This is a genomic window from Nereida ignava, assembly GCF_047114695.1.
GTDB lineage: Bacteria > Pseudomonadota > Alphaproteobacteria > Rhodobacterales > Rhodobacteraceae > Nereida > Nereida ignava.
In genome coordinates this window covers 876,924-888,819 of record NZ_CP112885.1, presented here as the reverse complement: position 1 = coordinate 888,819, position 11,896 = coordinate 876,924, and the positions used below count along the sequence as shown (strand labels likewise).

The 11,896-nt window shown below is 56.5% G+C and carries 10 protein-coding genes; 7 read left to right on the top strand and 3 right to left on the bottom strand.

The features are described from left to right. Nucleotides 1–7 precede the first annotated feature (7 nt). Nucleotides 8–1,387, bottom strand: a complete 1,380-nt coding sequence (locus OLX08_RS04295) for a helix-turn-helix domain-containing protein (protein WP_334066273.1) — start codon at nucleotides 1,385–1,387, stop codon at nucleotides 8–10. Nucleotides 1,388–1,435: 48 nt separating this feature from the next. Next, nucleotides 1,436–2,656 carry a multidrug effflux MFS transporter gene (locus OLX08_RS04290; RefSeq protein ID WP_391482695.1) on the bottom strand — a complete coding sequence of 407 codons (1,221 nt, stop codon included), beginning with the start codon at nucleotides 2,654–2,656 and terminating at the stop codon, nucleotides 1,436–1,438. 204 nt (nucleotides 2,657–2,860) lie between these two features. On the opposite strand from OLX08_RS04290, the gene OLX08_RS04285 reads away from it, so the two are divergent. The 6 genes from OLX08_RS04285 to OLX08_RS04260 all read left to right on the top strand — a co-directional run bounded on the left by OLX08_RS04285 (nucleotide 2,861) and on the right by OLX08_RS04260 (nucleotide 9,168). After that, complete coding sequence (locus tag OLX08_RS04285; RefSeq protein ID WP_391482694.1) at nucleotides 2,861–4,393, top strand: acyl-CoA carboxylase subunit beta; 1,533 nt, start codon at nucleotides 2,861–2,863, stop codon at nucleotides 4,391–4,393. Then, nucleotides 4,390–4,788 carry a DUF6497 family protein gene (locus OLX08_RS04280; protein WP_391482693.1) on the top strand — a complete coding sequence of 133 codons (399 nt, stop codon included), beginning with the start codon at nucleotides 4,390–4,392 and terminating at the stop codon, nucleotides 4,786–4,788. The genes OLX08_RS04285 and OLX08_RS04280 overlap by 4 nt, the downstream gene beginning before the upstream one ends. A 208-nt stretch (nucleotides 4,789–4,996) precedes the next feature. Beyond that, a complete protein-coding gene (locus OLX08_RS04275; protein ID WP_177193447.1) occupies nucleotides 4,997–5,140 on the top strand; it encodes a hypothetical protein in 144 nt (47 codons plus the stop codon). A gap of 66 nt (nucleotides 5,141–5,206) precedes the next feature. Next, complete coding sequence (locus tag OLX08_RS04270) at nucleotides 5,207–5,551, top strand: hypothetical protein (protein WP_048597328.1); 345 nt, start codon at nucleotides 5,207–5,209, stop codon at nucleotides 5,549–5,551. Nucleotides 5,552–5,626: 75 nt separating this feature from the next. Continuing rightward, entirely contained in the window at nucleotides 5,627–7,627 is a 2,001-nt protein-coding gene (locus OLX08_RS04265; RefSeq protein WP_391482692.1) for an acetyl-CoA carboxylase biotin carboxylase subunit, read from the top strand. A gap of 5 nt (nucleotides 7,628–7,632) precedes the next feature. Then, the gene (locus OLX08_RS04260) at nucleotides 7,633–9,168 is read left to right on the top strand and encodes a hypothetical protein (protein ID WP_391482691.1); all 1,536 of its coding nucleotides are present in this window, start codon (nucleotides 7,633–7,635) and stop codon (nucleotides 9,166–9,168) included. Nucleotide 9,169: 1 nt separating this feature from the next. Here the strand turns inward: OLX08_RS04260 and OLX08_RS04255 are convergent, their stop codons facing one another. Next, the gene (locus tag OLX08_RS04255; RefSeq protein ID WP_391482690.1) at nucleotides 9,170–9,649 is read right to left on the bottom strand and encodes a DUF4174 domain-containing protein; all 480 of its coding nucleotides are present in this window, start codon (nucleotides 9,647–9,649) and stop codon (nucleotides 9,170–9,172) included. A gap of 51 nt (nucleotides 9,650–9,700) precedes the next feature. Between OLX08_RS04255 and scpA the strand changes: the two genes are divergently transcribed. Beyond that, nucleotides 9,701–11,842: a methylmalonyl-CoA mutase gene (scpA, locus tag OLX08_RS04250; protein ID WP_341245983.1), complete on the top strand. Its 2,142-nt coding sequence runs from the start codon at nucleotides 9,701–9,703 to the stop codon at nucleotides 11,840–11,842. The last annotated feature ends 54 nt before the right edge of the window (nucleotides 11,843–11,896 follow it).

The window sequence follows — 11,896 nt, the reverse complement described above, 5'->3', positions numbered from 1 at the left end:
TGCGCGGTTACGGGTCCAACGTGTAAGGCAGGATTTCACGACTATTTGGGTCCGCGTTCAAGCTGCGCTCAAGGGGCGGAACAGATCGTTGGTGGCAATTTGACCGCTCACAAATACGGCACGACACGCCGATCGGTTCAAAAACATGGGGCCCCGAAATATCCATTCCGTCGGCGTAAATGATTTGCGGTGCATGCTGCACTTCGCAGCCAAGGGCAATGGCATAGCGGCGCGTGGGTGCATCAAAAGCACCACCTGATTTACTGACGTCACGGGCGATGCTGATGTAGCGATGCCCATCAGGGGTTTCGGCCAGTTGGCGCAAGAAACGCCCCGGCGTTTCAAAAGCGCGGTGGACATTCCAAAGTGGGCAGGCCCCACCGAAGCGGGCGAATTGCAGCCTTGTAGAGGAGTGACGTTTGGTGATCGTGCCTGCCGGATCAACGCGCACAAAGAAGAACGGAATCCCTTTGGCACCGGGCCGCTGCAGGGTGGAAAGCCGGTGTGCGACCTGCTCGATTGAGGCGCCGAAATGCGCGGCCAACCGTTCAAGATCATGGCGAGTACTGCGCGCCACATCCAAAAACTCGCCGTATGGCATCATCGCAGCGCCCGCGAAATAGTTAGCAAGACCAATCTTGGCAATGTCGCGCGCCTCAGTCGTTTGAAAGCGGGCCAGATCAAGGGTCGCCTCAAGCAGCTTGTCGTGGGTCAGTAGGGCAATTTGCACCAGTGCCTGAAAGCGGTAAGTGGCGGGGCTTGCGCGTTCAGAAATGCGCAAACAGCGCGTGGCCGGATCATAGCGCCGCAACGGGCCTGCGTCCGTGCGCAGCAACATCACGCCGATCTCGTCAAATGCCTCATCCAGGGTCAGTTTACGCAATGCAAAGTTTTCAGCAGCCACATCGACTGCATCAATGTAGTTGTCGCAATAGTGAAAAAAGTCGCGCACTTCTTCCCACGGCGACAGGCGCAGCCCCGTGCCATCGCGCCCGAGGGCCTCGTCGAGCGAGGCAAGCCTGTCGTGCACTTCGCGGTAGGCTTTGTGCAAATCCAGAAACGACTTGGCAAAAGCAGGTGCGTTTGAGCTGATTAATTGAAGGTCGGGCAGGGGGACTTGATCGGGGAAAACGGGATCGGCCAAGGCCTCGCGGATATCCGTGACCATCCGCTCGGCCTCGCCCATGGATAGGCCGCGCACGTCATACCCAAACTCGGACGCCAGCGCCAAGACAACCCCCGTCGCAAGGGGGCGGTTGTTGTTTTCCATCTGGTTTAGATAGCTCAAGGACACGCCCAACCGCTCAGCGAAAAGCTTTTGGGTCAGGCCGTGCTTGGTTCGGATGTCGCGTAGCTTTACGCCAGCGTAGAGTTTTTGCTGTGCCATCCCAAAATATTTGCAAATACGCTGCGGTTAATCAATGGGTTTGCAAAGTTACGCTTGGCGGGCCAATTGGCGCTCTCTGTGAATTGTGTAGAGGATACACGCCAGTGCGGCGAACGACGTCAGCATCATGATCCACAGCAGTGGCCATGCGCCGGTCTCTTCATTCAGCATGATGCCCGCCATGGCCGACAACGCAGCACCACCGCCGATCATGATGGCGCTTCCCAGACCAGATGCAGTGCCCGCAAGTTGTGGACGCACGCTTAGCATGCCCGCAGTGGCGTTGGGGATGACCATGCCGTTGCCCAATCCCACGGTTGTCATGAAGCCGAAAAAGACCAACTCCGTTTGGATGCCCGCCAGAAAGGTCAGGAACAAAAGTGTCATTCCAAGGGTGATCAAAATAGCGCCCACAAGCACCATCATGTTCACGCCGACGCGGGCTGCGTATTTGCCTGTGATCCAATTGCCTGCAAAATACCCCAACGCTGGTGCGCCAAACAAAAAGCCAAGCATTGCTGGATCAAGGTCAAAAAGGGTCGTGCCCACAAACGGCGCGCCACCAAGGTAGGCGAAAAACGCGCCCGATGCGAAGGCAGACGCAAGGCAGTAGCCCCAGAAGCGTTGTGAGAGAAGCAAATGGGGATAGTCGCGGATTTGGGCGCGAAAACTTTGGCCGGCGCCCAAACGGTCTGCGGGAAGTGTTTCCCCCAGATCCACATAAACGGCGTAAAGCATCGCCACACCAAGCCCGAGCAGCAGCCAGAAATTGGCCTGCCATCCAAACGCTTGATCCAGAACGCCGCCGATGCCGGGGCCAATCATCGGCACGATCGACATGCCCATGGTTACATATCCGATCATGCTGGCGGCTTGATCCGTGGGCACCATGTCGCGGACCACGGCACGCGACAGCACTAGCCCTACGGCCATCACTGCCTGTGCCATGCGCGCGGCCAGGAACCATTCGGTCGTTGGGGCCACAAGGGTGCCAAGCGTTGCCAGACAAAAAAGAGAAAGCCCCCACAGCAGCACCGGCCGGCGGCCGTATCTGTCAGACAGCGGGCCAATAACGATCTGCAGCGCGGCACTTACCGCAAGATAAAGCGCGACTGACAGCTGCATCACTGCGTAGTCCGCCCCGAAGTGTGCCGTCATCGTTGGCAGCGAGGGCAGAAAGATGTTCATCGTCAGCGCAGAGATGCCTGCGAGCGAGATGAGGGTTGCGATGTGGGGAGCCTTACGCGCTGGCTGCATGGTAAACTTCATGACTTTGCTTTAGCGGGTTTGGGGCGGCAAGGGGAAGCGGTTTTATATATTCGCAGTTTTGCAATTTGCATATGCTATTATATGCAAACTACGCAGCTTGGCGAAATAAGCCTTCTGTTGGGGCGCGGTTAAGCCTATGGTCAGCGCAACTTTGTGCAGTCGCAGCATTTGTGACACTCCATGCGTTGATAAAGGGGACACCCGATGAAAGATATCCTGAGTGAACTTGAGGCCCGCCGTGACGAGGCCCGCATGGGTGGTGGCGAACGCCGTGTCGCAGCACAACACGCCAAAGGCAAGCTGACCGCGCGCGAGCGTATTGATCTGTTGCTTGATGAAGGCAGCTTCGAAGAATTTGATATGTTCGCGGCGCACCGCTGCACCGAATTTGGCATGGAAAAGACCAAGCATCCGGGTGATGGCGTCATCACCGGTTGGGGCACGATCAATGGCCGCATGGTCTATGTGTTTTCACAGGATTTCACAGTTTTGGGTGGCTCGGTCTCGGAAACTCATGCCAAGAAAATCTGTAAGATCATGGATATGGCCGTGCAAAACGGCGCACCCGTGATTGGCCTGAATGACAGTGGCGGCGCGCGCATCCAAGAGGGTGTCGACAGTCTTGCCGCCTACGGCGAGGTGTTCCAGCGCAACATTATGGCCAGCGGTGTTGTCCCGCAAATCAGCGTGATCATGGGGCCGTGCGCGGGTGGCGCTGTTTATAGCCCCGCGATGACTGATTTCATCTTTATGGTTAAAGACACCAGCTACATGTTTGTAACCGGTCCCGACGTTGTGAAAACCGTCACGAACGAAGTGGTCACCGCAGAAGAGTTGGGCGGTGCGTCGACGCACACGCGTAAATCAAGTGTTGCGGATGCGGCATTTGAGAACGACGTCGAGGCGTTAACCGAAGTGCGCCGCCTTGTGGATTTGCTGCCGCTTAACAACAAAGAAAAGCCGCCAGTTCGCCCGTTTTATGACGACGTGCAGCGCATTGACGACAGCCTCAGCACGCTGATCCCTGACAACCCGAACACGCCTTATGATATGAAAGAGCTGATCACCAAGCTGGCGGACGAGGGCGACTTCTACGAGATCCAAGAAGAATTCGCCAAGAACATCATCACCGGTTTTGTGCGTCTTGAGGGCTCAACCGTTGGTGTTGTGGCCAACCAGCCGATGGTTTTGGCGGGGTGTGTGGACATTGATAGCTCGCGCAAGGCGGCCCGTTTTGTGCGCTTCTGTGATGCGTTTGAAATTCCGATTTTGACCCTTGTTGACGTGCCGGGCTTCTTGCCGGGGACCAGTCAGGAGTACGGTGGCGTCATCAAGCACGGTGCAAAACTGCTCTTTGCCTACGGCGAGGCGACGGTGCCGAAAGTAACAGTGATCACGCGCAAGGCCTACGGCGGTGCCTATGATGTGATGTCGTCCAAGCACCTGCGCGGCGACATTAACTATGCATGGCCCACAGCGGAGATTGCTGTGATGGGTGCCAAGGGCGCGACGGAAATTCTGTACCGTTCTGAATTGGGTGACGCGGATAAGATTGCGGCGCGCACAGCGGAATATGAAGACCGCTTTGCCAACCCGTTCGTGGCCGCCGAGAAGGGCTTTATTGACGAGGTCATCATGCCCCAATCAACGCGCCGCCGCGTGTGCCGCGCGTTTGCGTCCCTGCGCGGCAAACAGCTAAGCAACCCTTGGAAAAAGCACGATAACATTCCGCTATGATCCGAACTTGTCTGCCATATCTGATGGGCGCGGCGCTGCTGCCATCGTTTGCTTTCGCGATGGCGGATGTGGCGGATTTAGCGTTGCCGTCAGGGCAGACCGTGCAGATGCATGAGGTTTTGACCCTAGAGGATGTGGTGCGGTTCCGTTTGATTGCCCCTGAGATTACGCGCGACGCTGGCGGTCTGAAATATGCGGATGTTGAGTTAGATTTTCAGCAACTCTGCGAGGAATATGCGCTTCATTGGCTTGACGAAAAAGCGCTGCGTCCTGAGCAGATTGTGATCTCCCTTGCGGATCGTGCGGTGCCGTTTGGGGCTGCGGATGCACGCGCGACGCAGTTCTTTGAGGCGTTCTCGCGCGATGGTGCGCGCTGTGTTTGGGAGCAATTCTGATGCGGTCCTGTGCAATTAATCCTGATGCGCGCCTACGCCCGACCTGTGACCAATTTGCAGCGGGATTTCGCGCGATTTTGCAAATAAAGTATCTTTTGATCTCTGGAGTGACTATGGTTTTGGCTATGTCTGCATGGGCAGGCTTTAACACGCACGCAGTGTGCTGGCGCAACGCCGGTACAGATGCATTGGGCACTGGGAGTATTTCATGTCGCAAACACTTAAACTCGTCGCCGTTCTTGGGGTTACTGCATTCTTGGCAGCATGTGCTGGCAAGCAAGCGGATGATGTTGTCATCATTGAGCAAGAGCCGATCAGCCAAGAGCCTGCTTTCACAGGCAAATACAAGTAATTACTCACGCGGGATGGCGGTTACGCCCTCCCGCTTCCATGCAGCATCTTATTCAGGGGGTGCGGTATGTTGAAACACCGCGGCTTTCCGGGCCGTTTACCTGGGACTGATTTCCAATTTGTCATTCGCCGTCCTGCAAAAGCAGGGCCGACCAAGCTTGTCTCGCGTGAGCGGTTTCGCGACCGCCGTCCGCCCGATAAGCGCGCAGACGAAGGCTTTATTCGCGCCCTTTGGGAGCATTTCGGCGATCAACCTTTTGAGCGCGGCAATCTTGATGCGGGCCGCCTAAGCTGGTTTTTCGGGCGTGAAGTGATCCCTGCGGAAGACCCGTTTGATCCTGAAAGTTACGAGGCGATGTTGGTGATTGATGTCGCCCGCGCGCAGGCTTCGTTTCCCGAGGTGATCGTGTGATGCGCTCTTTTGCTTTTGAATTTCTGACATTTAAGACCGGTGCTGCCTTTGGGCCAGCCCATGAAAGGACACCCCATGTTTAAAAAGATCCTGATCGCCAACCGCGGTGAAATTGCATGTCGTGTTATCAAGACCGCGCGCAAAATGGGCATTGCGACTGTCGCTATTTATTCGGACGCTGACCGCAACGCGCTGCACGTGAAGATGGCCGATGAAGCGGTTCACATCGGGCCTGCACCGGCCAATCAGTCCTACATCGTGATCGACAAAGTGATGGATGCAATTCGCCAAACGGGCGCGGAAGCGGTCCATCCGGGATACGGCTTTTTGTCTGAGAATAAACTTTTCGCCGAGGCGCTTGCGGCAGAAGGCGTTGCCTTTATCGGGCCACCCGCTGGCGCGATTGAGGCGATGGGCGACAAGATCACATCCAAAAAGTTGGCCCAAGAAGCGAACGTATCGACTGTGCCCGGGTACATGGGCCTGATCGAGGACGCGGACGACGCGGTCAAAATCTCTAACCAAGTGGGCTACCCTGTGATGATTAAGGCCTCTGCTGGCGGCGGCGGCAAGGGGATGCGTATTGCGTGGAATGACACCGAAGCCCGTGAGGGGTTCCAGTCGTCCAAGAATGAGGCGGCCAACAGTTTTGGTGATGACCGCATTTTCATCGAGAAGTTTGTGACACAGCCGCGCCACATCGAAATTCAGGTGCTGGCGGATGCGCATGGAAACACGCTTTATTTGGGCGAACGCGAGTGCTCTATTCAGCGCCGCAACCAAAAAGTCATTGAAGAAGCACCCTCGCCGTTTTTGGATGAGGCGACCCGCAAAGCCATGGGCGAACAGTCCTGCGCCTTGGCCGCTGCTGTGGGCTATACGTCCGCTGGTACGGTTGAGTTTATCGTGGACGGCGACCGCAACTTCTACTTCCTCGAGATGAACACACGCCTTCAGGTGGAACACCCTGTGACCGAGTTGATCACTGGTGTTGATTTGGTTGAGCAGATGATCCGCGTGGCATACGGCGAGGCACTGTCCCTTAAGCAAGAAGACATCAAATTGAATGGCTGGGCGATGGAAAGCCGCCTTTATGCGGAAGATCCGTATCGCAACTTCCTGCCGTCAATTGGACGTTTGCAAACCTACCGCCCGCCGCTTGAAGTGGCCGAGGAAACCCGTGTTGTGCGCAATGACACGGGTGTTTTTGAGGGCGGCGAAATCAGCATGTATTACGACCCGATGATCGCAAAGCTGTGCACATGGGGCCCTGACCGTGCGACCGCGATTGAGCATATGCGCAACGCGCTTGACGGCTTTGAGATGGAGGGGATTGGTCACAATCTGCCGTTCCTTGCAGCGGTTTATGACCACGAGAAATTCACAAGTGGCAACATCACGACGGCCTTCATTGAGGAAGAATATCCTGACGGTTTTGAAGGTGTGACCCTTGCGGAGGCTGATCTTAAGCGTCTCGCGGCGTCGGCGGCAGCGATGTACCGTGTTGCCGAAATTCGCCGCACGCGCGTCTCGGGCCGCATGGACAATCACGAGCGTAAAGTTGGCCAAGATTGGGTCGTCGTGACAGGCGGGACGGAAATGCCCGTGCACATCGATGCAGACCAAGCTGGGGCCAGTGTCCGTTTTGATGATGGCAGCACGCACCGTATTGAAAGCACATGGACCCCGGGCGACACGCTTGCGGAAGTCTTTGTTGACGGTGCGCCGATGCTGATCAAGATGAACAAAGTGACTGCCGGTTTCCGCATGCGGTGGCGTGGTGCTGAAGTGATCTTGAAGTGCTACACCCCGCGTCAGGCCGAGCTTGCCCGTTTGATGCCTGAAAAAGTGGCGCCTGATACATCAAAGCTGCTGCTGTGCCCGATGCCCGGATTGATTGTGAAAGTGGACGTAGCGGTTGGTGACGAAGTGCAAGAAGGCCAAGCTTTGTGCACCGTGGAGGCGATGAAGATGGAGAACATCCTGCGCGCCGAAAAGACCACGAAGATCACCAAAATCAACGCCGCTGCGGGTGACAATCTGGCGGTTGATGACATCATCATGGAGTTCGAATAACCCAAATGTCTGCGCAACGGCTGTATCATAACATGCCGTATTCGGTGGTTGCTTTCGTGGCGCTGGTGCCCGTTGCTGCAGTCTGGGTTTTTCTGATCGGTGGGGGAATTTTGCGCGCCGGTGGCGTGTTTGAATACCCCCTTGATGATGTCTACATCCATCTCGCCATGGCCGAGCAGATTGCGCTTGGTGGTTACGGGGTGAACGCAAATGAGGCTGCTAGCGCGGCCTCATCGCCCCTTTATCCCTTTCTTCTGGCGCCTTTTGCCCAAGATAGCATCGGGCGGATGGTGCCGTTTGCGCTTAATCTGATCGCGATGGTTGGGGCGGTTTTGGTTTGGGCGCTGATCTGTTGGCGGGCTTTGCCCGAGGACAACGCGGGGCGCGTGTGGGTGTTGATCGGCGCCGGGCTGGCGCCTGCGGGATTGAACCTTGCGGGCGCTACAATGACCGCGATGGAACACACCCCCCACATTGCTGCAACGTTGATGATTGTGGCCGGTTTACAAAAATGGGTGCAAGGGCGCGGTGTGTCGTGGATGTTGGTGGCGGGTATTTTGCTTGCGCCGGCGCTGCGTCTTGAGGGGCTTGCCTTGGCTGTTGCTGCAGCGGTTGTGATTGGTGTTGATCGGCCAAAGCTGGGTGTGATAATGGGTGCCGCTGCCCTTTTGCCGATTACTGCATTTATGGTGTTTTTAAGCAGTCTGGGACTTGAACCCCTGCCAAGCTCGGTGGTGTCAAAACTTAGTGATGGGATCAGCCCAAGTGGCGGGGCTTTGGCGCAGTTTTTTGGCGGTGTAGCGCAAAACCTCAATCAAACGGGCGGGCTGTTTTTGGCTGCGCTCAGCGGTTTTCTGTTGCTGTCGGTACGCGGTGTCTCTGGACGGATGCGTGGCGCGGCTTTGGCTATTTCAGCGGCAGGGTTCGCGCATCTGGTGCTAGGACGGATCGGCTGGATGGACCGCTATGAGGCCTATGCGTTGTTGATGCTGGCTGCGGGATTGATCATGGCGGGGCAGTGGCGTGTGCCCAATGTGGCGGTGATTGCGGCGTGTTCGGGCCTGCTGCTTTGGCAACAAAAGGATTTCATCGACAATCCGCGAGCGATCCACCTTCAGCACACGCAAATGGCGCGGTTCGCCCAAGATTTTGCGAAAACTTCTGTAGCGGTAAATGACTTGGGTCGCGTGGCGTGGGGCAATGACAATTATGTGCTGGATTTATGGGGCCTCGCCAATGCGCAGGTCCGTGAGATGCGCCTGAGCCAGCCGCAAGATGGCTGGGCGGGCGAGTTGGTACGCGCGCAGAATGTCCCGCTGGTGATGGTCTATGATCACTGGATTGATGAGGGGCTGGGCCGTGATTGGACGCGGCTTGGTGCTTTGCGCATGCAAAACCCCGCTGGTTTTCTGGGCGGCGCAGAGGTGCAGTTTTATGCAGCTGATCCCGCGTTTACGACGTCGCTAACTGTGGCGCTTCGTTTGTGGGAAAAAGGATTACCGCGGGACGCGGTTTTCGAATTTGCCGAGGAGGGCGTATGAGTTATTCCGCCGTCAGACCTTCACGGATTTCACGCTTGCGCACGGGCATTTTGTCGATGGTCCGCGACAGTTCGCGTACGTCCCACGGAAACGGTTTGCGCAGTTTGATGCCACCGTCTTTGCCGATCAACGCCAGCATAAATCCGCGTGGTCGCAGCTTTTTGCGCAGCGCAGAGTTGGCAGTAGGCGCTGTGTCCACCATCACAACCACGTCGCGCTCGGCCAGGTCATCTGCGCGGGCGGCAAGCAGTTCCATTTGCTCGATGAAACGCGGGTCATTCGGGCTGTCGGCGAAAACAACAATGGGCCGTGCGAGCCATTTGAAATCATCAAGGCTAACTGCATCTGTGGACAGTACCACCGCCCGATCAGCGCGCCATTCATCCACTGGCGACAGCACGGGTGACAAGGGGGCGTCAGCCGCAAGGGCCGGACCACAACTGATAAATGCGCCAAGCGCGAAAGCTAAAACTCGTTTCATACGTAATGATATAATTACCAATTTCCCGTTGCACAGCCCAAGGAGGCTCAGATGACGAAAAAGACCGAAAACAAAACCGAATGGACTGAATTGGCCAACAAAGAACTGCGTGGCCGTCCGCTTGATGATCTAAAGTGGCAGACGCCCGAAGGTATCGAAGTGCAGCCGGTTTACACAAGTGATGACGCCGAAGGGCTTGAGCATATGGGCGGCATGCCTGGCAGCGCGCCGTTTACGCGCGGGCCGCGTGCGACGATGTACACAGGCCGTCCTTGGACGATCCGTCAGTATGCGGGCTTTTCCACTGCTGAAGAAAGTAACGCCTTCTACCGCAAAGCACTTGATGCGGGCCAGCAAGGCGTTTCGGTTGCGTTCGATCTGGCAACGCACCGCGGGTATGACAGCGATCATGAACGTGTTGAGGGAGACGTCGGCAAGGCAGGTGTGGCGATTGACAGTGTTGAAGATATGAAAACGCTGTTTGATGGCATCCCGCTTGATAAAATTTCGGTCTCTATGACGATGAACGGCGCGGTTATTCCTGTGTTGGCAAGTTTCATTGTGGCGGGCCAAGAGCAGGGCGTGCCGACCGAGCAGTTGTCCGGGACCATTCAAAACGACATTCTCAAAGAGTTCATGGTGCGCAACACCTACATTTATCCGCCGGAGCCTTCGATGCGGATTGTGGCGGACATCATCGAGTTCACCAGCACCGATATGCCCAAGTTCAACTCGATCTCGATCAGCGGGTATCACATGCAAGAGGCGGGTGCGAACCTTGTGCAGGAGTTGGCGTTTACGCTGGCTGACGGGCGCGAGTATGTACGCACGGCCATCGCCAAGGGGCTTGATGTTGATGCGTTTGCAGGGCGGCTTTCGTTCTTTTTCGCCATCGGCATGAACTTCTTTATGGAAGCGGCAAAGCTGCGGGCAGCGCGCTTCCTTTGGCACCGCATCATGGAAGAGTTTGAGCCCAAAAAGCCGGGCTCACTGATGCTGCGTACACACTGCCAGACCTCTGGTGTGTCACTGCAAGAGCAAGACCCCTATAACAACATCGTTCGCACGGCCTACGAGGCGATGTCAGCGGTGCTGGGCGGCACGCAGTCTTTGCATACCAACTCGTTTGATGAGGCGATTGCGCTGCCGACAGAGTTCAGCTCGCGGATCGCGCGCAACACCCAGCTCATTTTGCAAAACGAAACTGGTGTCACCAATGTGGTCGATCCGCTGGCGGGCAGCTACTACGTTGAAAAACTGACCGCTGACTTGGTGGATGAAGCGTGGAAGCTGATCGAAGAAGTCGAGGAAATGGGCGGGATGACCAAAGCGGTTGCCTCAGGCATGCCAAAACTGCGCATCGAAGAAGCCGCTGCGCGCCGTCAGGCGGCTGTGGACCGCGGCGACGAAGTGATCGTTGGGGTCAACAAATTCAAGCTGGATAAACAGGACGAGATCGACATCCGCGATATCGACAATGCGTCTGTGCGCGACAGCCAGATCAAACAACTTGAGCGGATCAAAGCGACCCGCAACCAAGCCGATGTGGATCACACGCTGCATGCGCTGTCCCAAGCAGCAGAAGATGGTACGGGCAACTTGTTGGCTTTGGCGGTGGAGGCCGCACGTGCGCGGGCGACTGTAGGAGAAATTAGTATGGCGATGGAAAAAGCGTTTGGCCGTCACCGCGCTGAAGTTAAGACGTTGGCGGGTGTTTATGGTGCCGCATATGACGGTGACGCAGGGTTCGCCGCGATCCAGAAATCTGTCGAAGATTTCGCCCAAGAGGAGGGCCGCCGCCCACGGATGCTGGTCGTCAAAATGGGCCAAGACGGACATGATCGGGGCGCCAAAGTAATTGCGACCGCCTTTGCAGATATCGGGTTTGATGTGGACGTTGGCCCATTATTCCAAACGCCGGAAGAAGCGGCACAAGACGCCATCGACAACGACGTGCATGTGATCGGCATCAGCAGCCAAGCAGCGGGTCATAAGACGCTTGCGCCCAAACTGGTTGAGGCGCTGAAAGCTGCAGGTGCTGGCGACATCATTGTGATCTGTGGTGGCGTGATCCCGCAGCAGGACTATGATTTCTTGTACAACTCAGGCGTGAAGGCGATCTTTGGGCCGGGGACAAATATCCCCGAAGCCGCGCAAGATATCCTGCGTATCATCAAAGAGACGCGCAGCTAAGCTGTCTGAAGTGAAGGTCGGAAACGAAAAAAGCCCACGCGTGATGCGTGGGCT

Bases quoted from the DNA above. Each gene is read 5' to 3' on its own strand.
- OLX08_RS04270 (WP_048597328.1), top strand. From the start codon at position 5,207: ATGTTGAAACACCGCGGCTTTCCGGGCCGTTTACCTGGGACTGATTTC.
- OLX08_RS04290 (WP_391482695.1), bottom strand. From the start codon at position 2,656: ATGAAGTTTACCATGCAGCCAGCGCGTAAGGCTCCCCACATCGCAACC.
- OLX08_RS04285 (WP_391482694.1), top strand. From the start codon at position 2,861: ATGAAAGATATCCTGAGTGAACTTGAGGCCCGCCGTGACGAGGCCCGC.
- OLX08_RS04260 (WP_391482691.1), top strand. From the start codon at position 7,633: ATGTCTGCGCAACGGCTGTATCATAACATGCCGTATTCGGTGGTTGCT.
- OLX08_RS04275 (WP_177193447.1), top strand. From the start codon at position 4,997: ATGTCGCAAACACTTAAACTCGTCGCCGTTCTTGGGGTTACTGCATTC.
- OLX08_RS04265 (WP_391482692.1), top strand. From the start codon at position 5,627: ATGTTTAAAAAGATCCTGATCGCCAACCGCGGTGAAATTGCATGTCGT.
- OLX08_RS04255 (WP_391482690.1), bottom strand. From the start codon at position 9,649: ATGAAACGAGTTTTAGCTTTCGCGCTTGGCGCATTTATCAGTTGTGGT.
- OLX08_RS04280 (WP_391482693.1), top strand. From the start codon at position 4,390: ATGATCCGAACTTGTCTGCCATATCTGATGGGCGCGGCGCTGCTGCCA.
- OLX08_RS04295 (WP_334066273.1), bottom strand. From the start codon at position 1,387: ATGGCACAGCAAAAACTCTACGCTGGCGTAAAGCTACGCGACATCCGA.
- scpA (WP_341245983.1), top strand. From the start codon at position 9,701: ATGACGAAAAAGACCGAAAACAAAACCGAATGGACTGAATTGGCCAAC.